The 21,178-nt window shown below is 49.8% G+C and carries 22 protein-coding genes; 19 read left to right on the forward strand and 3 right to left on the reverse strand.

Going from position 1 to position 21,178, the window contains the following annotated elements:
• The 7 genes from OXG87_18220 to OXG87_18250 form a co-directional block, all read left to right on the forward strand.
• On the forward strand, positions 1 to 2,370 hold a 2,370-nt coding region (locus OXG87_18220; GenBank protein ID MCY3871489.1), incomplete at its 5' end, for an SO_0444 family Cu/Zn efflux transporter.
• Positions 2,371 to 2,381: 11 nt separating this feature from the next.
• Positions 2,382 to 3,269 (forward strand): protease modulator HflC, encoded by an 888-nt coding sequence (locus OXG87_18225; protein ID MCY3871490.1) that lies wholly within the window; start codon positions 2,382 to 2,384, stop codon positions 3,267 to 3,269.
• A 15-nt stretch (positions 3,270 to 3,284) separates the two neighbouring features.
• Positions 3,285 to 4,607 carry a protease modulator HflK gene (locus tag OXG87_18230; protein ID MCY3871491.1) on the forward strand — a complete coding sequence of 441 codons (1,323 nt, stop codon included), beginning with the start codon at positions 3,285 to 3,287 and terminating at the stop codon, positions 4,605 to 4,607.
• Entirely contained in the window at positions 4,591 to 5,832 is a 1,242-nt protein-coding gene (locus OXG87_18235; GenBank protein ID MCY3871492.1) for an ABC transporter substrate-binding protein, read from the forward strand. Before OXG87_18230 ends, OXG87_18235 begins: the two co-directional genes overlap by 17 nt.
• Positions 5,833 to 5,835: 3 nt before the next feature.
• Positions 5,836 to 6,327, forward strand: a complete 492-nt coding sequence (locus OXG87_18240; GenBank protein MCY3871493.1) for a hypothetical protein — start codon at positions 5,836 to 5,838, stop codon at positions 6,325 to 6,327.
• A gap of 124 nt (positions 6,328 to 6,451) precedes the next feature.
• Positions 6,452 to 7,309 (forward strand): ZIP family metal transporter, encoded by an 858-nt coding sequence (locus OXG87_18245; protein ID MCY3871494.1) that lies wholly within the window; start codon positions 6,452 to 6,454, stop codon positions 7,307 to 7,309.
• 79 nt (positions 7,310 to 7,388) lie between these two features.
• On the forward strand, positions 7,389 to 8,396 hold the full coding sequence (locus OXG87_18250; GenBank protein MCY3871495.1) for a Gfo/Idh/MocA family oxidoreductase: 1,008 nt from the start codon (positions 7,389 to 7,391) through the stop codon (positions 8,394 to 8,396).
• Positions 8,397 to 8,398: 2 nt separating this feature from the next.
• Here OXG87_18250 and OXG87_18255 read toward each other — a convergent pair whose 3' ends face one another.
• Positions 8,399 to 9,652, reverse strand: coding sequence for an amidohydrolase/deacetylase family metallohydrolase (locus OXG87_18255; protein MCY3871496.1), 1,254 nt, complete (start codon positions 9,650 to 9,652; stop codon positions 8,399 to 8,401).
• 108 nt (positions 9,653 to 9,760) lie between these two features.
• On the opposite strand from OXG87_18255, the gene OXG87_18260 reads away from it, so the two are divergent.
• The 9 genes from OXG87_18260 to OXG87_18300 all read left to right on the forward strand — a co-directional run bounded on the left by OXG87_18260 (position 9,761) and on the right by OXG87_18300 (position 16,932).
• Positions 9,761 to 10,597: a glutaminyl-peptide cyclotransferase gene (locus OXG87_18260; protein MCY3871497.1), complete on the forward strand. Its 837-nt coding sequence runs from the start codon at positions 9,761 to 9,763 to the stop codon at positions 10,595 to 10,597.
• 107 nt (positions 10,598 to 10,704) lie between these two features.
• Positions 10,705 to 12,690, forward strand: a complete 1,986-nt coding sequence (locus OXG87_18265) for a hypothetical protein (GenBank protein MCY3871498.1) — start codon at positions 10,705 to 10,707, stop codon at positions 12,688 to 12,690.
• A 19-nt stretch (positions 12,691 to 12,709) separates the two neighbouring features.
• A complete protein-coding gene (locus OXG87_18270; protein MCY3871499.1) occupies positions 12,710 to 13,456 on the forward strand; it encodes a phytanoyl-CoA dioxygenase family protein in 747 nt (248 codons plus the stop codon).
• Between the two features lie 55 nt (positions 13,457 to 13,511).
• Positions 13,512 to 14,624, forward strand: a complete 1,113-nt coding sequence (locus OXG87_18275; protein ID MCY3871500.1) for an amidohydrolase family protein — start codon at positions 13,512 to 13,514, stop codon at positions 14,622 to 14,624.
• Positions 14,624 to 14,998, forward strand: a complete 375-nt coding sequence (locus OXG87_18280; protein MCY3871501.1) for a Rieske (2Fe-2S) protein — start codon at positions 14,624 to 14,626, stop codon at positions 14,996 to 14,998. Before OXG87_18275 ends, OXG87_18280 begins: the two co-directional genes overlap by 1 nt.
• 45 nt (positions 14,999 to 15,043) lie before the next feature.
• Positions 15,044 to 15,814 carry a sugar phosphate isomerase/epimerase gene (locus OXG87_18285; protein ID MCY3871502.1) on the forward strand — a complete coding sequence of 257 codons (771 nt, stop codon included), beginning with the start codon at positions 15,044 to 15,046 and terminating at the stop codon, positions 15,812 to 15,814.
• 8 nt (positions 15,815 to 15,822) lie between these two features.
• On the forward strand, positions 15,823 to 16,212 hold the full coding sequence (gene speD / locus OXG87_18290; GenBank protein MCY3871503.1) for an adenosylmethionine decarboxylase: 390 nt from the start codon (positions 15,823 to 15,825) through the stop codon (positions 16,210 to 16,212).
• A gap of 145 nt (positions 16,213 to 16,357) precedes the next feature.
• The gene (locus tag OXG87_18295) at positions 16,358 to 16,609 is read left to right on the forward strand and encodes a hypothetical protein (GenBank protein MCY3871504.1); all 252 of its coding nucleotides are present in this window, start codon (positions 16,358 to 16,360) and stop codon (positions 16,607 to 16,609) included.
• Positions 16,610 to 16,626: 17 nt separating this feature from the next.
• A complete protein-coding gene (locus OXG87_18300) occupies positions 16,627 to 16,932 on the forward strand; it encodes a cupin domain-containing protein (GenBank protein MCY3871505.1) in 306 nt (101 codons plus the stop codon).
• 8 nt (positions 16,933 to 16,940) lie between these two features.
• On the opposite strand, the gene OXG87_18305 is transcribed toward OXG87_18300, so the two are convergent.
• A complete protein-coding gene (locus OXG87_18305) occupies positions 16,941 to 18,080 on the reverse strand; it encodes a hypothetical protein (GenBank protein MCY3871506.1) in 1,140 nt (379 codons plus the stop codon).
• A gap of 139 nt (positions 18,081 to 18,219) precedes the next feature.
• On the opposite strand from OXG87_18305, the gene OXG87_18310 reads away from it, so the two are divergent.
• From OXG87_18310 to OXG87_18320, 3 genes are all read left to right on the forward strand, one after another.
• On the forward strand, positions 18,220 to 19,695 hold the full coding sequence (locus tag OXG87_18310) for a sulfatase-like hydrolase/transferase (protein ID MCY3871507.1): 1,476 nt from the start codon (positions 18,220 to 18,222) through the stop codon (positions 19,693 to 19,695).
• Between the two features lie 139 nt (positions 19,696 to 19,834).
• Positions 19,835 to 20,080, forward strand: a complete 246-nt coding sequence (locus OXG87_18315; protein MCY3871508.1) for a helix-turn-helix transcriptional regulator — start codon at positions 19,835 to 19,837, stop codon at positions 20,078 to 20,080.
• The gene (locus tag OXG87_18320; GenBank protein MCY3871509.1) at positions 20,077 to 20,691 is read left to right on the forward strand and encodes a restriction endonuclease; all 615 of its coding nucleotides are present in this window, start codon (positions 20,077 to 20,079) and stop codon (positions 20,689 to 20,691) included. Before OXG87_18315 ends, OXG87_18320 begins: the two co-directional genes overlap by 4 nt.
• On the opposite strand, the gene OXG87_18325 is transcribed toward OXG87_18320, so the two are convergent.
• Positions 20,688 to 21,178, reverse strand: a 491-nt coding sequence (locus OXG87_18325; GenBank protein MCY3871510.1) for a DNA methyltransferase, incomplete at its 5' end; no start/stop codon positions are given. The two genes, OXG87_18320 and OXG87_18325, sit on opposite strands and share 4 nt — an antisense overlap.

Here is a 21,178-nt window from a genome sequence, read left to right on the forward strand (position 1 = left end):
CTATGCTTCCCGTTAGAGGAGGTGAGGGCTATTGATGCTCCAATTAATACAAGTATTGGCTTAATACAAGCAGTGACCAGTTTCTTCGATTTTCTTGTGATGTCGTTCCTGTTATTAGCACCTATGCTAATGCTGGGGCTATTTCTCTCTGGTCTGATTCACGTATTTATCTCGCGTGATGCTATTCTGCGATGGTTGCGCGAAGATAGCCTGAAATCCGTGAGTACGAGTGCGGCTGTTGGCGTGCCCGTGCCGCTTTGCAGTTGCTCGGTTGTGCCAGTGGTTGCCGAGATGCGCAATAAGGGCGCGTCCCGTTCGTCCTGTATGTCTTTTTTGATTACGGCGCCGGAAACAGGTGCGGACTCGATTCTGGTCACGAATGCGTTTTTTGGCTTCATCGCTGCTATTGTCAGGCCCTTCATCAGTTTTATTACTGCGGTCGTCGCCGGTATTTTTTGCATCGGTCTCATAAGAGATGATAGCGACGAGGCCAGGGCGAGAGAGCACGATCACGATCATGGGCACGACCATGACCACGATCATGGGCACGACCATGACCACGACCATGATCACGATCATGGGCACGGCCATAGTCACGACCACGACCACGGACACGAGCCTCTGGTGCCCGGAAGCGACGATTGCTATGTCAGTCCCTCACAGTTGAAGGCGTTGTTTTATTCCTGGTTGAAGGGGCTTACCGAAGCGGTTAGCCAGCATAAATTCGGATCGTGGGTGAAACCGGACTTTTATCGCGACATGATCCCGGCTGAGGATAAGCAGACTTCAGAGGATGATCCATCTAAATATAAACACGATTTGGATTTTAAGGAGATCGTCAAGCATATTTTCCGCTACGGCTTTGTGGAAATAGCGGACGATATTTTGTTTGCGCTGCTCGTGGGTGTCGCACTGGGAGGCGTGCTCTATCTGGCGATTCCGAGCGATTTGATGTCAAATGAGTATGCGCGCTGGTTGTCTTATCCCGTTATGGTGCTGGTTGGCGTTCCGCTCTATATCTGTGCATCTGCGAGTACTCCAATAGCTGCCGCGCTGGTTGCCAAGGGATTTAGTCCTGGAGCGGCGATGATTTTTCTTATGACCGGCCCGGCGACTAATACGGGTACTATCGCGATTATCGTCAGTCAGTTCGGGGCGCGCTTTGCGACTATCTATGTGTCATCGGTGATTGCTGTTACCGTTGCTCTGGGTATTGTAATCGATATTATACTTCTCGGCATCGGCGTGACGGTTCCTCTGTATCTCGGTCCTTCGGAGTCAACGACTATTCAGCTCATACAATGGGTCAGTGCTTTTGCCCTGATCGCCCTGATCATCTGGCGGTTCAGCGCAGGTGCTTTTAAGAGCGGCTATGAAGACCTGTTGCTCAATATTCGCCCTGTGGCCGAACCCTGTAAAGAGTTCTGGGGTCGCGTGACGCGCAACCGTTCTTTTATGGGTATTATCACCCCCTCCACACCATTGGGAATGACGTTTTACGGTCTGCTGATCGCCCTGTTTCTCGGTAGCGGTTTTACAGTGATTCCTCCCGGGCATGTGGGCTATGGACGTTTGTTCGGCGCGGTTTACTGGCGAGACCTGCAGCCGGGATTGCACTATCTCGCGCCCCGTCCTTTTGTGCAGGTGGATAAATGGCCAGTAAAAGAAGTGAAATACATTACAAACTCAAACGCGTATGAATTGATTTCGGGCGATTTGAATATCCTCTCTCTTACCATCAATGCGCAGTACCGCGTAAAGGAACCCTATACTTATCATTACCAGATCCAGAATCCGAGACAGATCATTGAAGATGCCATCAAGGATCATCTGCGCGAGTTTATATCTGCCCGCAATCTGGATCATCTGCTCAGTGTTCATCGCGCAACTCTGGAGCAGCATATCAGAGACTTGTTTGCGGGTACTGTCGAGCAGTCTCGCCCGGTGTTCGAGAGCATTGAATTGATTGATGTAAATCTGGTGAGTATTAACCCGGTGGCGGAAACAATGAGTGCTTTCCGGGAAATTTCGAGTTCTCAGGAGGATAGAGAGCGGATCATCATCAATGCCCAGCGTTTCCTGACGTCGTTAGTTCCCCGCGCCCATGGAAATGCGATTTACGAATTGGAGCAGGCGAACGGCGAAGCGTTCAGAAAAGTGACCACTTCTGCCGCTGAAGCAGATGCAATAAGAGTCGTGGCTATAGCAGTGAAGCGTGCGCCCAATGTTCTCCAGACTATGCTATGGCGGGAGAAGCTGGAGACCGCGCTTTCTGGTAATGCCAAGATTATCGTTCCAAACAAGCGGAGTCTCGAAAAGGTCGCGCTGTGGAAAAATAAGTCAGCGAATACAAACGCCCAGCCCCGATAGGGAGAAAAACTATGACTTTCAAAAGAATTGTCACAGCTATTGTCGTGGTTTTGGTTGGTGTAATGGCGTATAGCTGTTTTTACACCATCCATGAGACCCAACAAGGCGTGTTGACCAACTTTGGCAAAATCTCGCCGCCTGTGAAGGAACCCGGGCTGCATGTCAAATGGCCCTGGCCAATATCGAAGATATACAAGGTCGATCGACGCATCCAGATGCTCAATGGCCTTACCCACGAGTTGATTACGGAAGACCAGAAGAATGTCCTGGTTGACGGTTATACGATGTGGCGTATCACCGATCCCATCAAGTACGTCGAAGCCATCCGAACGGATGTAAATGCCGTTGAGCGTTTGCGCGAACTCTATTTTGCGAGCAGCGGCATTGTCATCAGCAATAGGGCACGCGATGCGTTTATAAGCCTGGGTCTGGAACACGAAGACCTGCATGAGGCTTGCCGCGAGATGCACAACAGGATCGCGCCGATCGCCAAAGCCAACTATGGGATTGAGGTGATACGGGTCGGTATTGTCGAATACACTTTGCCGGTGGAGAACCGGCCGAGCGTGATCCAGAGAATGATTTCAGAGCGTGCGCGCATTGCCACCCGCTATCGCAGTGAGGGTGAAGAGAAAGCGATAACTATCGAGGCTCTTGCCATCAACGAGCACGAAAAGATTATGGCCAGCGCCCACGCAGAAGCAACGACGATTCTCGGCAATGCCGAGGCTCAGGCAATGGCATTGCTGGGCAGAGCCTATCGGGAAGATCCGGAGTTCTACAAGTTTATCCGCGCGCTCGATAGCTACGATCTGATTATCGATAAAAACACGACGCTCATGCTGCCAGCAGATAATGAATTGTTCAAATATCTGGACAGCAAAGCAATACCCAGATAAGACGGGGCGATGACGATGAACGAACAACAACCATTACCGCGCAGTACGCGCATGATCTATGCCGCCTTTGATTTTGTTGGGCAGTATCCCAAAAGGCGAATCCTCACCGTGATCGCCGCGGTTGTCGTCGCTGTGGTGTTGGGCAGCGGGTTTTATATCGTAAAGAAAGAGGAAGAGGCCGTGGTTCTGCGTTTCGGCAGGGTGGTCAGTATGAACATCGGTCCCGGGATACGCTACTGCATCCCCGTTATCGACGAAGTTCAGATTCGCAAGGTCAAACGGATCGTCCAGCATCAGATAGCCAGTAAGAGCGGTGGCACAGCCAATTTTACAATATTGTCCGGGGACACGAACCTGTTTGAGGTGGATATCGCTCTTCAATACCGGATAGATAATCTGAGGAATTTTCTGTACGCATCTGTCGATCCTCTTGAGGTGGTATCTATGCTCTTGCGGGAAGAGTTGATCAATATCATGGGACAGAATTTTATTGATCTGATCCTGACGTCCAACCGCAATATCATTCAACACCACCTGTTGCACGAGATTGCCGGTCTTCTCGAAGAATATGACGTTGGCATAGAGGTTGTCTCTCTCAATATCGTTGACATAAGTCCGATTGCAGAAACGATTGCTGCTTTCCGGGATGTCAACGATGCGATTGCCGAGCGTGCGCAAGCAGAGAGCAATGCCAACCGCACGCGAGAGAAGATGCTCGCGCATAGCAGGGGGCAGGCGGAGGCTGTGGTGATGGACGCTCGTGCCAGGGCGCAGGAACGCATTGTGCAGGCTCAAAGCAGTGCCGACGCATTCCGCGCTCTGCTCGCCGAGTACAAAAGTCAACGAACGCAAGTGGCTATTACGCGGTACTGGCAGCGCATGCGCACGATTTTCTCAGAAGCGAGTCTGTCGGCGGTCAATCCCCGCAACGAGGCGACAATCGACATCAACATGATAGAAGGTCTCGCGGCGCACACACCCGCGGACATGTTGCTGGACGCGCCCCCGGTTGACGGTCAGCCTGTCGATAGACCCTCTTTTTCAACGGCGCGGCAGCAAGGTACGCATGCTTTTGAAAATGTCGAAGAGGACAAACACTTGCTGGATGGGCAATTCCACAAAAGGCGCGTGGAACGCCATCATCAGAGGGTCGCCAATATGAGGTCCCTGATATTCGACATGCCCAGTGTATTCTCTCATGAGCACACGTCAACACATCCGCAGACTACCGTGCGGCAGGCAGACCAGCAGGCGGTGATTGAGACGAAAGCTGCGGAAAGCATGCAGGATAGCAGCAAAACCAGGGATAAGGAGAAAAAAAGTGAGTCTGCTCAATAAGTCCATATCGACGGGCATAGCTTCCTGTATCATTCTTCTGTTATTCACTTTGCCCTCGGCGGCGGCTCCGGGAATTACTGATAGTACGATTGTGTTCGGACAAACCGCCTGCTTCTCGGGTCCGAACAAAAATCTGGGTTTGTGGTATCGAGCCGGTATTTTGACCGCTTTTCAGGAACAGAACGATCGAGGCGGGGTGTATGGCAGGTTGTTGAGGCTCATTTCTGTAGATGATGCGTACGAGCCTGATCTGGCAGCCGCAAATGCAGAGATGTTCGCTTCCAAAAACAATGTGTTTGCCGTCATCGGCGGCGTGGGAACGCCGACTGCCAAGCGCATTGTACCCGTGCTGCGAACAGCTCAGATTCCGTTTGTGGGACCGTTTACAGGAGCCGACTTTTTGCGCGATGCCAAAAAGTATCCAAATATCATCAATCTGAGGGCTGGTTATTTTGACGAAATCTATGAACTGGTCCATCACATGATTGACGATCTCGGCAAAAGTCGCTTCGGCATTATATATCAGGATGATGCGTTCGGGCGTTCCGTCTTGAAAAACTACAAGGATGTTCTCGATAGCCGTGACCTTCCCTTACTGGCGAAGACCTCCTACTCGCGGAATACACATGCCGTCCATGCGAGCTTGTTCGCATTGGACAAAGCCGATCTGGACGCTATCCTGATAGTGGGAGCCTATGCCGCCAATTCGGAAATCATCAATCTGGCTAATTCTCTGGGACATCAATACATAATAGCCAACCTGTCCTTTGTCTTGTCCCGCGAATTGAAGAAGAGGATCAATACACTGAGTGATAAAGTTCTGGTAACCGAGGTGATGCCAGACGCGGAAGACCTGAATAGCCATGTCGTACGACAGTTTCAACAAGCCATAAGATTAGTGCCGGAAGACCACGCGCACGAATTCAATGAAGTATGTCTGGAGGGGTATATATTGGGCCGATATCTCATCGCTGTGTTGGAGCGTATGGGGGGTGAGTTGACGGGCGTGCTGCCAACGTCATTACCGCAGGAATACAAAACAGAAGTATTGGGGCGTATGGGGGATGAGTTGACGCGGGAGAAGTTCTTGAGAGATGGCATGTCACCTGCTAAGCCTGTCGTGATTGGCGATTGGGTCATTCATTTCAAATCCGGTGAGAATACGGGTTCAAGCTATATCAGATTGACCCATCTGGGTGGCGACCATTCTGCAAAGGGAGAATAATTCTTGAAGAATATAGATGAATTTTCCGTCGAAGAAATCGGCGAAGAGTGGTTGCGCGAGCTTTATAAGGTTGTTGCTCTGCGGCGCGGTACCATGTTCAGGATGATTACCGAGACAGCACGTCTGTTGTTGTTTGGCAATGCAGGTGGTGCCGCGTTGATTATCGGTTTTATGAGTGCATCCACAGGTAGTGGTGAAGATCCCGCTTATCACTATGCTTCCTTGCTGACACTGCTCCTGTTTGCGCTGGGAACGCTTGCATCAGCAATAGCTATGATCATGGTCGCCGTGGTCTCAGTAAAAGAAGCTCACGGTGCGGAGAATGCATTGAAACGGTTTGTCGATGGCGAGATCGATCGAACACAGGTGATGTTTACGGTCGAAGAACAGACTTTTCGTCTCGCCGATTACGCCACGGCGGCCGGTATTGTCAGTGCTGTGGGATTTCTGCTCGGTGGATTGAGCAGTATTATTCTGTTGATCATTTTCTTCTAATAACAGTCTCGATGATAGGCGGTTGGAAGTGCCTGTATCTGCTATTCTTTCCTCGCATCTGTTCCAATTTCTCCCTTCCCTTCCAACTCAGTTCAGTATGAGCCAGATTCTGGTTTAAACCATCATGGATTCGAATTTTCTCATACTTTTGTTGGGATACGCCCTCGCTATCCTCTCCGCGTCTTTGCTCGGTGGATATTTGCCGACAATTGTTGCGATGACGCATACGCGCATCCAGATGGTGATGAGTTTTGTCGCAGGTTTTATCCTTGGCGTGGCGCTGTATCATCTTCTGCCGCACGGTCTGGTGATGATTCCCGAGCCAGGCGCTGTTGAAAAAGCCGCGGGATTGATGATGTTCGGTATCATTCTGATGGTGTTGTTGTTGCGTATCTTCCATTTTCATCAGCACGAATTTGGCGACGAAGCAGGTGATTTTCACCATGAGCATGCCCACGATCATGCCAGTCCAGAGAGCAGGTTGATCGGTGTTTGCCTGGGGCTGGGGTTGCATACGATGACCGAGGGTGTTGCCCTGGGTACCAGCATCCGGGTTGGTGAAATACATGGGGACGAAGCCGGTTTAGCGGGTCTCGGGGTGTTTCTTGCGATTCTTTTGCACAAGCCACTCGACGCGTTTTCTATTATCGGTTTGTTGCAGGCCGCTGGTCATAGTCTCCGTACTCGTATAGCAGTTAATATCGGATTCGCCATGCTCTGTCCGGTGGTGGCTTTGTTGACTTTTTGGGGGATTGGGTTTTTGGGACACTGGGAGGAAGAGGTGGTCGGTTATGTGCTGGTCCTGGCCGCTGGCGCGTTTCTGTGTATTTCCCTGAGTGATCTGCTACCGGAAATCCATTTTCACAGTCATGATCGCGTCAAGCTCACTGTGTGCTTTCTCATGGGTATTGTTCTCGCGTATGGGTTGTATTTTATCGAGTCCGGAGCCGTGCATGGATTGGAGACGCACGAAATGCATTGACGCTGAGGAATGTTGAAAAAACAAAAGGCGATTCATCACGCGATGGGTCGCCTTTTTGCTAATCCATAAAGGAGACGTTATGGGATCAATAAAGGCAGCAGTAGTGGGGCTCGGATTGGGCCAGCATTTCGTTCGCGGGCTGGTTGGACATCCGGATGTAGATAGGATTGTCCTGGTAGATCTGGACGCCGATCGAGCCGAAATGGTTCGCGGGGAGCACGATAAGGTGGGTGCCGTCTATGAGATGATTGAGGTTATGCTCGAAAAGGAGCGTCCCGACGCGGTGTGTGTCGTGACTCCCGATCATCTCCATCGGCCACATTCAACGGCTTGCTTCGAGGCCGGAGCACATGTGTTGCAGACAAAACCGCTTGCGACGAATCTCGAGGATGCGCGTGCAATTTTGGCCGCGGCGAAGGCGACAGGGAAGAAAGTGATGGTAGCGCACGAGCGCAGGTTTAGACCACGCTTCAAGCGAATCAAAGCGATTCTCGATGCTGGCGAAGTGGGCGATCTGATCCACCTCCGTATCGATGCGATCCAGGACAAGCGTGGGCAATTTGCGCGTTCGCCGTGGTATGCGTCGGTAGAGGCGGGTCGGAGTGCTTTGAACGGTTCGGGCATTCACGAAGTGGATCTTGCGCGACATTTCGCAGGACGACCTGTGGAGTCTGTCTGTGCTTTCGCCAATCGGCTCGGCAATCTGGCGTTCCCGAGAGATAAAACAACATCCGCCCTGTTTCAGTTCGCAGGTGGCGTTGTGGGTCAGGTTACGGTGACCTACGAGGCGCGCTGGCCGCGTTCGAATTTTCTCGACGATATGTTCCGAGTGGTTGCTTCTGAAGGCATGATTGTGGGAACGCATGTCTATCGCGAAGGGGCAGAGGACTGGGAAGATTTAAGCGGTTTGGACAACAGTACAGCGTCGGGGATCACGGGGGCCGTTCACGCGTTTGTCGATTCGGTCGTGAACGATGCACCGATCGCGGTGACCGGTGAAGATGCCTTCGACTCGCTCGCGGCGGCATGCGCGGCCGATACATCGGCCGAACGGGAAGAGATGGTGCGCCCAGAAACGCTGGATTGACGTCAAGTCCGCCACAATCTGGGGACCCTGACGGGTGTTTCCGTTACCGGCCAGTATTCGGGGGGCGCGTCTTCCCAATGGGGTACGGTGCGCGCGTCTCGGTCAAAAATAATCTGTCCATTGCGAATTGTAAGCCGACAGATCAGGCATTGATCTGTATCTATTCGCGTGTAGCCACAGTCTTGAAATGAGAAGTTTCCGGTTTCGAGAGCCAATACTGCAATGTCCGCTTCTGCTCCCACTGATAGTGTGCCCAATTCCGGGCGTCCGATTGCACGGGCTGGCGTCGCGGTTGATCTGTAAATTACATCTTCGAGGGTCATGCCCATTGCCAGACATTTTGACATGGTGTCTTGCATGCTGAATACGGTACCGGAGATATTGCCCATGTGCAGGTCTGTGCTGATAGAGTCGGGGGCAAATCCATTGGCAATGGCTCGCGCGCCGTTTCGATACCAGAAGCTCGCAGCGCCGTGCCCCAGGTCAAACCAGATTCCGCGTTGTCTGGCTTCAAACATATACGGTTCGACGTTTCCGTTGTCATCTACTACGGGGAATTGCCGCGCATAGACATGGGTGTGAATATCACCGGGACGGAGTTTGTCGAGAATCAACGCGGGGTAGGATCGTTCGGGCGGTCGCGGCCAAAAATCGACCATGACGGGCATGCCGCATCCATCGCCCGCTTCAACTGCTTTTTCCACCGATTCCCAGGGGGGATGCATTTCGTCAAATGGCGCACTTGTCCAGTAATGTGCTGTTTTGATGCCGACGACGACTTCACTGTGTTCGCGGGCGGCTTTTGCCGCGCCATCTACGTCAAAAGTTCGGATATCCTGCTCGGGCGCGCCCATACCGGGTGCAGAAATATTTACGTAAGCCAGGACCCGTGTTTTTGCCTGTTCCATGACGGTTTGGCGAAAATGCGCTATTTCTTCGCATCCCGCGGTGCCCGTATCTACGCATGTTGTTACGCCAGAATGTGGGAAATGTGCGTCCGGATTCAGGCTTGCACTGAAGAGGCCCTCTCCTGGCGCTCGGGTGAAGTAGGCGTGGATGTGAATATCGATCAATCCGGGTGTTACTATCAGATCCGATACATCTACCACATGGTCTGCTTCTGTTGCGTCGATATCCGCTTCTACTTTTGCAATTTTGCTATCTGCAATTCCCACATCGCATAATTCATTTACCTTATTGGCGGGATCTATCACCCGCCCGCCTTTTAACAGCAGGTCGAATTTACTGTCGGCCATAACTAATCCTCCAATCGCGTTTTTAGGATATTCATCTACTTGAGTATTATGTGCCATAATCTTATATTTAACAAGAGGCACGCCAACTGTCCAAATATATGAAAATTTTTGGGAATTAAACCATTGATTGCCTATGCCAAAAGATGTGTGCGCGTTTTTTCGATTTTTTTGTGCATTTTCTTGTTTTCGACGTGCAACCAGACGCCACCTCTTCCAGGTGCAGATTCTTCTACTTCTGAATCTGCACTTCCTTCTGTCTATACCTACACTATTGTCAATACCTATTTACACGATCCGAATGCTTTTACCCAGGGTTTGGTTTTTGAAGATGGCTTTTTTTACGAAGGTACCGGAAACTACGGTGCTTCAACCATTCGCAAGGTTACGCCCGCTACAGGCGCGGTTTTGGCACAGAAAAGCATTGCACCTAATTTGTTTGGCGAGGGTGTCGCGATTTTTGGCGATCGCCTGTATCAACTTACGTGGAAATCAGGTATATGCTTTGTGTACGACAAAAACACGTTTGAGTTACAGGTCCAATTTACATATTCTACGGAGGGCTGGGGGCTTACTCACGATGGCGAAAAGCTGATTATGAGCGATGGTACGAATATTATTTATTTTCGGGATCCCAATACATTTAGGGAAATTGGGCGTATCGAAGTGACCGATAGCACGGGTCCTGTTCATTATCTCAACGAGCTTGAATATATCAAGGGACAGATTTTTGCCAATGTCTGGCAAACCGATCGCATTGCCCGTATTGATCCCAAAAGTGGTAGGATTACGGGATGGATCAATCTCGCGGGCATTCTCTCTCAAGCTGATCGCTTGCACCACCGCGTTGGTGTGCTCAATGGCATTGCTTATGACGCCGCGACTGACCGCATTTTCGTTACGGGCAAGTGGTGGCCTAAGTTGTTTGAAATCAAACTCGTTCAGTAATAGTGAAAGGCTGAGGGAGAGGAGGAGGGTATGATGTAATCTGTTTGAAGCGTGTGATTGGGACATAGTTTAAAATAACTTCTAAAATCCAATGAAAGGAAAAACTAATGCGGAAACTGCGATTCTACACCTGTTTGGCGCAGGTTTTGATCTTTGCAAGCCTATCCATTTTGTTTCTAATTCAACCCCTTCAGAGCGCGTTACAATCAGGCTTCAATCCGGATTTTGATGGAAGCGGTGTTGTCGATTTTCCCGACTTTTTGCAATTTGTGGATAAGTTCGGGTTCAGTCGTGGCGATTCGGGGTACGAATCCAGGTATGATCTGAATGGCGATGGCGAGATTGCTTTTAACGATTTTCTGTTATTTGTCAAGCATTTTGGTAAAGCAGTGTTTAGAGACACAGAAGATATTGTGCGTCCAACAGGGGAATTAAAGCCCTGGGATCTTTCATCTATTGTTTCGATTGACGAGGTTCGTAATATGCCTGTGGGCACGCCCGTATTCATGCGGACCGAATTTGCCAATGGACAGCTTGCAGATCTCGAAATGACGTTTATTCAGGTGGTCGATGATTTACTCCCTCCAATGCCTGTTTATATGGTTGAAGCTTCCGATCCTGTTTTAATACAACTCGGGGGAATTGCCCAGGGTATGAGTGGTTCTCCCATTTTTACTGAGCAAGGTACATGGGGTGCTATTGCGTATGGTTTTAATTCACAGGATAGTCCGCCGTATTATTTTTTTGTAACGCCGATAGAATGGGTGATCGGCAATAAGGGCGCGATTCCATTGACTAAACTCACAACCACCTGGGAGGGGAACGGTATTAAACCTCTGACTATTCCCCTGCTGGGCACGGGATTCAATCCTGCATACCAGCTATCTGATTCGCCCTTTCAAGGTGAGTTGACGCCAGCCGGGAGAGCCGCACAAAGTCAGGATAGTTTTGCGGCGGGTAGGCCATTGGCGGTTGGTTTGATGCTGGGTGAGGTTACGTTCGGTGCTTTGGGGACCATATCATACGTCGATGGCAATCGGATATATGGTTTTGGGCATTCGATGGACGATTTAGGTGCGGTCGAACTGCCTATCATAGAAGCAGTGGTGCTCGGTCAAATATCCAATCTAAGAGCGCCGTTTAAGTTTGCAACGCTGAATCCAATGGTGCGGGGGACGCTGACCGAAGACCGTTTGCCCGCGGTTCGCGGTGTGCTTGGCGAGGGGCCAGAATTGATACCTGTCAAGAGCATATATACGTTTTCTTCGGGGCATGTGCTTGAACTGACGCACAGGTTGGCGGCGGTTGGTCTTGAACCCTTCGAGACAGCCGATCTCGTTGCGGAGGCTTTGTTCTGGCCTTTGGTTAGCCGGGTTGAAAATGAGCCGAATCGCAGTGTGCGCGTCAGGACGGATATTTCTTTTGTGGAGACAGATTCAATACTGGCTCGCTCTCGGCTCTATGTAGAGCCAGAAGGACGGCTTTGGTATTTGGCTGACAATGCCTCTGCTGACCTGAGAAGGATACTCTCGCAACTCATGACAAGGAATGATTACGCCGTGCAGATGCGCGAGGCAGAGATTCATGTTGATATATTCCCCGAATCTCGTTTTGCAAAGATAGTAGGCGTTGCTGCGGATACGGTTGCCAGCGCAGGGAGTACCTTATCTGTTGCGACTTCGCTGCGCGTGGGGAGGCGTGAGGATCGGGAAATCGAGATGGCATTTAGCCTGCCCGATACGCTTCCCGCGGGTGTTTATGAACTCGAAGTGGGTTCTGTAGCGACATTAGGGCCAGATTCCGCTGGAGAAGGTGGCGGTCCTTTTGGATTTTTTGATCCTTTTGGGCGTGATGAAACGCTCGAAGATTTTTTTGTTCGCGTGAATGGGATAGATGAAAATGTTATCTTAAAGGCGCGTTTGACATTTGTTATGCCATTTGAGGAAAGCGCGTCGCCTGACAATTCGCCAGACTCCCCGCCGCGTGGTCCTCGTGGTATTCAGAACACGACGCCACCTGTTTCTATGGAGAAAGATGTCGATTTATTTTTGGAAGGTTTGGAAACGCTTCAGATACACGTGATGGGGAATTAACAATACTTGGGAGTTACCCATGAAATGGACAGACGAACAACTCGCACAATACGATGAACAGGGTTATCTTTTTCTGCCCGGTCTGCTTTCATCCGATGAGGTTGATGCACTCAACGGTGATGTTCCGCTTTTGCTCAGTGGGGAGAACGATGGGTTGCATCGGGAACGCGAACGCGGCGGGGCTGTGCGTCAGGTTTATCTCGCCCATCGGCGTGTTGACGCTTTTCAGGAGCTTATCAGTCATCCGAAAGTCCTGCATCCCGTTCGGCAGATTCTCAAAGACGATGTGTATATCTGGCACTCGAAACTCAATGTCAAGGATGCGTTTGAAGGCACGGTCTGGCTGTGGCACCAGGACTATGGGTACTGGATGTGGGATGGGGTTGATCCGCGTCTCGTATCGGCTATGGTTTTTCTGGATCGGGCCACGCTCAACAATGGCTGTTTGATGGTGGTATCGGGGTCTCATAAATGGGGGCGTCAAGAGCACTATGCGGACACGGTTACGACGAGCTATAAGCAGTGGTGCATTGATACAGGTACCCTGAAAGAAAAAATTTGTGAGGAAGATATTGAGCATATTACGGGAAAACCGGGCGATGTGCTGTTTTTTGATTGCAATATCGTGCATGGCTCTGGTCACAATATGTCGCCATTGCCACGCAAGACATTTATCATCGCGTACAATGCCATATCCAATAAGCCCCGTGCGGTGGATAATCCCCGACCCGATTGGGTGGTGGCGCGTGCGTTTGATATCGTTTGACTTGACATTGAAAAGGAAGTAATCTATTCTCCTGACCATCACATAGGAGGTTACGATGTCTGCTACTACAACTGCTCCGCGTACCAATGGCAGGGCTAATGCTCTTACAAAAATGAAGATTGTAGATTGCGATGTGCATCATTCTCCGGATAAGGGCGACGCGCTCTATCCGTATATGCCGCGCCACTTTGTCGAGTATATCAAAGATTTTGGTACGATGATGCCGAGACTCGGATATACCAATATGCCGGGAGGCGGTGCGCGAAAAGATCTGTGGGAAGATCCAAAGGAAAATCCCGCCCATCAGCCACAGGTTTGTATTGAGAAGCATATTGATGTGTATGATATAGATTACGCGGTTCTCACTGGAGGGCCTTATGCAGCAGCTGTGCACAATAACCCGGATTACGCATCGGCGTATTGCAGTGCGTTTAACGATTGGACAAAAGACCACTGGATCAGTGCCGACTCGCGATTTCGGGCTTCGATTCATATTTGCCCTGTAGATCCGCAACTCGCGGTAAAGGAAATCGATCGCCTGGGTCCCGATCCAGCTTTTGTGCAGGTTATGATGCCCGCGGGCGCTCGCATGCCTTTTGGCAATCGCCATTACCATCCCATTTACGAAGCCTGTGAAAGACACGGGTTGCCCGTTTCGGTTCACTTTGGGGCTGAAGGTGCTGGCCTTGCAGCACCGCCCACTGCTGCGGGATATCCCACCTATTATCTCGAGATGCGGATGGCGCGGCCCCAAATTGCACAGGCTCATGTCACGAGTCTCGTTGTGGAAGGCGTGTTTGAGAAATTCCAGAATTTCCACTTTATATTTGTCGAGATGGATACTTTCTGGCTGCCGGGTCTTATGTGGCACCTCGATCTCGATTGGCGCGCGCTGCGCGACTATACGCCGTGGGTCAAACGCCTGCCCAGCGAGTATATCCGCGAGCATATCCGCCTGGGTACGCAACCTATGCCCGATATACCCGGCGGAAAAGAAGATCTGGAGACGTATTTGCGCTGGATGCACGCCGAGGATACCCTTGTTTTTGCCAGTGATTATCCACATTGGGACTGGGATGAACCCGGTCATGTGCTTCGCAATATTGATCGCGATCTGAAAAAGCGTATTATGGGCGAGAATGCTGGCGAAATATTTGGGCTTTTCTGATGTCGAAACACAGGGTAGCGAAAATAGCGGATTTGCCCCCTGGCGAGCGCAAAATTGTGACGATTAATAACCGGGAAATTGGCGTTCTCAATGTGGATGGCAATCTCTATGCTTTGCGCAATGTTTGTCCCCATCGCCTGGGTCCGCTCTGCAAGGGGCGCGTACGTCCATTGGTCGTTTGGGAGGGCGAAGAGGTGTGCGATGGGCGCTTTACCGATATCGGCCATGAACGCGAAAACGAAATTATCAAGTGCCCCTGGCACAACTGGGAGTTTGAGCTGAAGACCGGTAAGTCCATTACGGATGACGATTTACGCGTGCGTACCTATCGCGTGGAGGTCGAGGAGGGGGATGTAGTGCTTTATCTGAGGTGAGGTGTGAGGGATGGGTGGATTGACAACTTTTTAAAGAGATACCTTATGCAACTTACTTTTAGTACCACTGTTTGTCCCGATTTACTTTTGCCCGATGCGCTGAATGTTGCTACAGAAGCGGGTTTTAATCGCATTGAACTTTTTCGCACGTTTTCCGAGAGTTCGCCAGTTCACGCGGATACATCGGTGCGTATGGTGCGCGAGCGTCTGGACAATGCAGGCGTTACGCTCACGGGCCTCAATATTCGCAATATTACAGGACGAAATTCCAGCAAGGACGAACGCGATCTGAGATACAATATGCGCCAGGTCGAATGGGATATCCATCTTTCTCGCGCTCTGCGGCTACAGTGTGCCAATCTCAAAGGCGGTGATCGCACAGACGAAGCGCGCGAGGATTTTATTACGGGTATTAATCACGTGCTCGATCGCATTCCCAACTTTACCCTCAATATAGGCAATCACAAGGGGAATTTGTTCGAGAATATTGAAGATTATCAGGGCATTTTGCCCGAGATTCCCGATCGCGCCAAAATATTGATGGATACGGGTCATCTCCTTTCAGCAGGTGTTGAAGTACGCGCTTTTGCAGAAGCTTTTGCCGACCGCATTGGCCTTGTTCACCTGAGAGATCAGAAGGGGGAAACTCCCGTGCCTTTTGGCGAGGGCGATTTGCCTTTTGAAGATGTGATCGATATTCTCAAGGGCGCGGGTTATGAGGGCGAACTTGTCATTGAACTGGAAAAAGTCACCTGGGGTGAACCGGTCCAGGCCTGTGCTGCTGCGCGTGAATATGTCGAAAAAATCCTTTCCTGAATAAGTCTATGTCCCATGCACTGAGCAAACATCTGCTCGTCGATCTGTACGGTTGCCCCGCCGATCTGCTCAATGATGTCACTGCGCTTGAAAAGGTTATGATTGAAGCTGCCCAACGCGCAGGTGCCACGGTTATCAACAGTATGTTTCATCACTTTTCGCCTTTCGGTGTATCGGGTGTTGTGGTTATTCAGGAAAGTCATCTGACTATTCACACCTGGCCAGAGCAGGGGTTTGCAGCTATTGACCTTTTTACCTGTGGCACGCAGACCAAACCGCGGCACGCTTTGACCCATTTGAAACGCGCACTCCAATCTACACGGGTCGAAGTTCGACAATTCAGGCGTGGGCAAGGCGAGGCATCGGCTGTAAAGACCGATCTCAACTTTGGGGGCTGATGGTGATTCGCAACTTGTGAGATCAAAATAGTAAAACGCCCGTCGATTGGTGTCCTACTGCAATAGCAGTTGATCCCGACGGGCGTTTTTTGCATAATTTGACACTTCTATTTTAAGTTTTATTTTTATTTTTTTGGAGGCCCTCATGACAGTAAGCCTGGCCGCTGAAATTCGATCCACGCTCATCGAGATGTTTGAGGCTATTGAGAAAAAAGAAAATATCGCCGAGCATTTGCTCAAACTCGACGATATTCAGCGCAGCCTTGATCGCGATACGCCGGCACAACTCAGACATTTTCTCGAGCGCCGTAGTTATACCAAAGCTCTCGAATATCTCGATACGGGCACTTTTATTGACGATCCCAACCGCCCCGACTGCGACGACCATCCCCATTAATTTTCAGGAGTTCATCTATGTCTGTCACAACCCGCACCGATATCAAGGGCATTTCTCGTTTTCTTTTTACCGAAGGCACAGATGCCGACCGTCTGCACCTGCATGTCTCAGAAGTTGGTCCAGGCCAGCGCGCCCACCCGCCACATCGGCACGATGGTTGGGAGATTTTTTTCGTTATCAAAGGCAATGGCGAAGTTCTGTACGGCGACCAAACACACCCGGTCAATACGGGTGAAGCCATGCATCTGGAATGCAGTATTTTGCACGGAATAAAAAATATCGGCGATGGCCCGCTTCAATACGCCGTGATTATTAGAAAATGAGCGGGGCATCAGTAGCGTTTTCGCAACACATCCATAATGTGTGCAGAGAGCGATTGCACGGTTTCGTCAAAATTTGCGTTCTCAACAGTTATGATGCGATGTGCTTCGCCCACTTTTAAGATGTGTTGTTGAATTTCCAAAATGGCATCGAGGTTTTCTACATAGTGGTGCGACGTTCTTTGCGTTGCTTCTTCACTGCGAAATTCAAAACGCTCGGCATATTGCTTTTTGTCATCTAAGTACAGGATCATCCAGATAAATGTTGCCTGATCTTTATAGGTGCTCAAATCGATCAAATCGGGCAGGAGATGTACCCCGTCAATTATCAGGTTGACATGCTCTTCAATGGCGCGCTCAATCATTGCTCGCACGCCAACACCAACGCGAACAGCTTGTTCGCGAAATGCCTGCACTACTGGTGGATGCTCACCGGCCAACTCTGCGCCTGTGTGTTGCCAGGCAGAAAATGAGGAGGCGTGCAACGCGGGCATCAGTTCGGGTGCGATCATCAACCGCATAATCTGTCGAATGGCATCGGTGGATGCGACGCGCGAAATTTTTAGCTGGTTGGCCAATGCCACTCCCACGGATGTTTTGCCCACTCCAGTTGCGCCGCTGATGAGAATAATGAGTGGCTTGTGTTGTCGATCCTTGCGAAATTGATACCAGGCCTCATAGCGCTCGGCATACTGAGATCCATAGCCGTTTTTTAAGCTTTTCAGTGTGATTTTAAAAATCTGTGATCGCTTAATTACCGTGCCCTGTGACCGCGAAAGTTGTTGCTCGACCTCTGAGGCAATCTGGTGTGTGAGGTCGTGATCCAGCCCAATGGCTTCGAGCGAATCGGCAAGCCGCTCCAGAGAAAATAGTGTTCTATCTTCGCCTTCTTCGATAAAAATTTGCCGCGATGTGGGTTCCCAAAAGATGGCATCGCCAATTATCCGATTACCAAATTCGCGCTGTACCTGTTTTCGCACCAGGTCGGCCATATCTTCGGCGTTGATGTCTTTCGCTTTTTGAAGTGACCGACGGATGCCATCTGCGAATTTGTATGCCTCTTGAAATGCGAATCCATGCTCAATTAAATAGTGCGCCAGCATGCCCCGCAAAAATGGAATTCTTTTTTTGCCATCAACAATTGTCGCCATGGCAGTCTCCCACAAAACGCAGCTTTTTCAAAAATAACTGCTCATACTCGAACTTAGCGAACCTTTTGTACGGTGTCAAGTCTGTGTATTACGGGTCGCCAAAGAGGCTGACAACCTACACCCAAAATGTGAGGAATTTATGTCTGTACAACCAAACGTATTGTTGATTTCGACAGATCACTGGCCAGCGCATCTTTTGGGGTGTGCTGGTCATTCTGTTATTCAGACACCGACTCTGGACGAATTGGCGCGAAGCGGCGTGCGTTTTTCCAATTGTTATGCCGAATGTCCGGTGTGTATTCCGGCGCGGCGCACGTTGATGACGGGTACCACGCCGCGAACCCACGGGGATCGCGTGTTTAAAGAGACACTCGAAATGCCCGATATACCAACTCTGGCGCAGACCTTTCGCAATGCGGGTTATCAGGCGTATGCCGTGGGCAAGTTGCATGTGTTTCCGCAGCGGGACCGCATTGGATTTGACGATGTGATTTTAGACGAGGAGGGGCGCACGCAGTACGGAGTTCTCGACGATTACGAGCTTTTTTTAGGCGATCAGGGCTATGCGGGCCAGCATTTTAATCACGGCATGAGCAATAACGAGTATGGCGCAGTGCCCTGGCATTTGCCCGACGAGACTCATGCGACGAATTGGGCGACTCAAAATATGGCGAGATTTATTAAAAGGCGAGATCCCACGCGCCCTTCGTTCTGGTTTATTTCCTATCGGCATCCACATCCACCGATTGTGCCGTTGCAGAAGTACCTGGATTTTTATCGGGATATGGAGATGGATACGCCGTTTATGGGAGATTGGGTTCGGTCTGGAGGTCTTCCCTATAGTCTCCAATCGATGACTGCGCGGGGAGACAAGCACAGTGCAGTGCAAATCGAGATGGCGCGGCGTGCGTTTTATGCCCTGTGTACCCATATTGACCACAGCCTGCGCGTGCTGATTGGCACGCTGAGGGAGGAAGGCTTGCTCGATAATACGATTATTTGTTTTACGTCGGATCACGGCGATATGTTGGGCAATCACAATATGCTGGCGAAGCGGCTTTTCTACGAGGGTTCGGCCAATATTCCGATGGTTTTGCTCGGTACGGCTGGCGATGAGCGGGTCGGGTTCAATCGCGTGGATGATCGCCTGGTGGGGTGGCAAGATGTGATGCCCACGTTGCTGGATCTGGCGGGTATAGATATTCCCGATACTGTGGAGGGGATGTCGATGGTTGGCGAGCAGAAGCGGGATTGGTTTTACGGCGAGGTTGGCGAAGATGCCCACGCGACGCGGATGATTTGCGATGGCCGCTACAAGTTGATTTACTATTCTGTGGGAAATTACCGGCAGCTTTTTGATCTAAAAAACGATCCCTGTGAACTCGTGGATTTGTCGTCTGATCCGCAACATGCCGAGATTCTGACGCGGTTGACCGCGCTCTTGATTGGCGAACTTTACGGCGAGGATGAAAAATGGGTCGAGGATGGACAATTGGTGGGCTTGCCAGACCGGCCATATCATCCCGGTCCCAACCGGGGGCTGACCAGCCAGCGCGGGCAGCACTGGCCTCCACCCCCAAAATCGGATATGCCTCAGATTCAATGGCATGCGTGAAAAGATAAAATTTGCCTCAGAAATCCAAAACAGCTAAACAAGCAGAAAAAAATGATTAAAGTTAGCCGTCTTTTATCCTTTTTTGGGATATTCCATATTGGGTTATTATCTTTCTTAAAAAATCAAAGAAAGGAAAAAAATGGCACAATCCGTCTTTACGCCCAAATATGAGGTATTCCGCAGTTTATTAACGCAACATCGGCGGTCTCAATCAATCACACAAACACAACTCGCCTTGCTTCTTGGACGCCCTCAATCTTTTGTATCGAAATATGAGAATGGAGAAAGACGTCTCGATGTAATCGAATTTCTTGAAATAACAGAGGCTTTGAATATTGATCCCTGCGAAATAATAAAAAAACTGAAAGAGGAGACAAAATCGTGACAATTTTAGAAGAATGGAGTATTACGCCTGAACAGCTTACCGATCTTCTTGGCGAGAATCCCAGCTTACGCGGCATGCTATTTGGCTATGTTGCTGAATTGAAATTAAAAGAAAGGATAGCCGCATTCCCCGAAGTCTCTTCCATTACTAAATTCGACGATCACGATAGAAAAAAGAAAGGTGATTTTTATATTTTGTACAAAAATCGCGCTTTCAGTTTAGAATTAAAATCACTTCAAACAGCCTCAATTAAATATGAAGAAGAAAATTCTCGCTGGTCAGGTAAAGCCCAAGTAGATGCAAGTGATAAGCGTACCATTACATTGCCTGATGGCTCGGAAATGGATACCACACTTCTTCTGAGGGGTGAGTTTGATATTTTGGCAGTAAACTGCTATGCGTTCAACAACGAGTGGAATTTTGTTTTTGCGCGAAATCAGGACCTTCCGTGCTCGACATATAGCAGATATACTCAAATCCAAAGAGAGAATTTGATCGCCAGTCTGATAACCGTTACTTGGCCTCCAAAACCCCCATTTGACTTAGACATACGCTATTTGCTTGATAAAATGATAGCAGAAGGAGGCGGCTCTAATCCTATCGACATTTAACCTTTTGATCTTTTTGGAAAAGCATTCTTGATAAAAACCAAAAAGTACGAATGATTCTTTCGTGCGTGAACTTGTCTTTTAAGTCTGCTAATTGATGGCTTATTTTGCCGAACTACTACAAAGAGGTCCTTTGTATAGAAACCCATCTTCTCATATTCATTAATGATTTCTACATGTGTTAACCATTGTTTGTTTGCACTGACTTCATCTTGGCATTTGACGATCAAAATTCCTTTATCTCTTAAAACTCGAAACGCTTCTTTGCCTGCGAGAAAATACATATCTGTCACGGCACCGTGCCAATTTCTCGTACCTTTGAACTTGGTATTTACTTCATTGCCATTTGAGTATGCATCCCTAAATGATGAATGTGAACCCGAACCTGCTTTATGCGCTGGAGATTTTCTATAAAAGCCTTCCATATATGGAGGATCTAGCACGACGCAGTCAATATAGCCATCCGCATAAGGCAAATCCCTACAATCAA

It is taken from the genome of Gemmatimonadota bacterium (assembly GCA_026706845.1).
Taxonomy (GTDB): Bacteria; Latescibacterota; UBA2968; order UBA2968; family UBA2968; genus VXRD01.

Bases quoted from the DNA above. Each gene is read 5' to 3' on its own strand.
- OXG87_18270 (MCY3871499.1), top strand. From the start codon at position 12,710: ATGAAATGGACAGACGAACAACTCGCACAATACGATGAACAGGGTTAT.
- OXG87_18315 (MCY3871508.1), top strand. From the start codon at position 19,835: ATGGCACAATCCGTCTTTACGCCCAAATATGAGGTATTCCGCAGTTTA.
- OXG87_18225 (MCY3871490.1), top strand. From the start codon at position 2,382: ATGACTTTCAAAAGAATTGTCACAGCTATTGTCGTGGTTTTGGTTGGT.
- OXG87_18245 (MCY3871494.1), top strand. From the start codon at position 6,452: ATGGATTCGAATTTTCTCATACTTTTGTTGGGATACGCCCTCGCTATC.
- OXG87_18255 (MCY3871496.1), bottom strand. From the start codon at position 9,652: ATGGCCGACAGTAAATTCGACCTGCTGTTAAAAGGCGGGCGGGTGATA.
- OXG87_18295 (MCY3871504.1), top strand. From the start codon at position 16,358: ATGACAGTAAGCCTGGCCGCTGAAATTCGATCCACGCTCATCGAGATG.
- OXG87_18305 (MCY3871506.1), bottom strand. From the start codon at position 18,080: ATGGCGACAATTGTTGATGGCAAAAAAAGAATTCCATTTTTGCGGGGC.
- speD (MCY3871503.1), top strand. From the start codon at position 15,823: ATGTCCCATGCACTGAGCAAACATCTGCTCGTCGATCTGTACGGTTGC.
- OXG87_18265 (MCY3871498.1), top strand. From the start codon at position 10,705: ATGCGGAAACTGCGATTCTACACCTGTTTGGCGCAGGTTTTGATCTTT.
- OXG87_18300 (MCY3871505.1), top strand. From the start codon at position 16,627: ATGTCTGTCACAACCCGCACCGATATCAAGGGCATTTCTCGTTTTCTT.
- OXG87_18285 (MCY3871502.1), top strand. From the start codon at position 15,044: ATGCAACTTACTTTTAGTACCACTGTTTGTCCCGATTTACTTTTGCCC.
- OXG87_18230 (MCY3871491.1), top strand. From the start codon at position 3,285: ATGAACGAACAACAACCATTACCGCGCAGTACGCGCATGATCTATGCC.
- OXG87_18250 (MCY3871495.1), top strand. From the start codon at position 7,389: ATGGGATCAATAAAGGCAGCAGTAGTGGGGCTCGGATTGGGCCAGCAT.
- OXG87_18280 (MCY3871501.1), top strand. From the start codon at position 14,624: ATGTCGAAACACAGGGTAGCGAAAATAGCGGATTTGCCCCCTGGCGAG.
- OXG87_18310 (MCY3871507.1), top strand. From the start codon at position 18,220: ATGTCTGTACAACCAAACGTATTGTTGATTTCGACAGATCACTGGCCA.
- OXG87_18275 (MCY3871500.1), top strand. From the start codon at position 13,512: ATGTCTGCTACTACAACTGCTCCGCGTACCAATGGCAGGGCTAATGCT.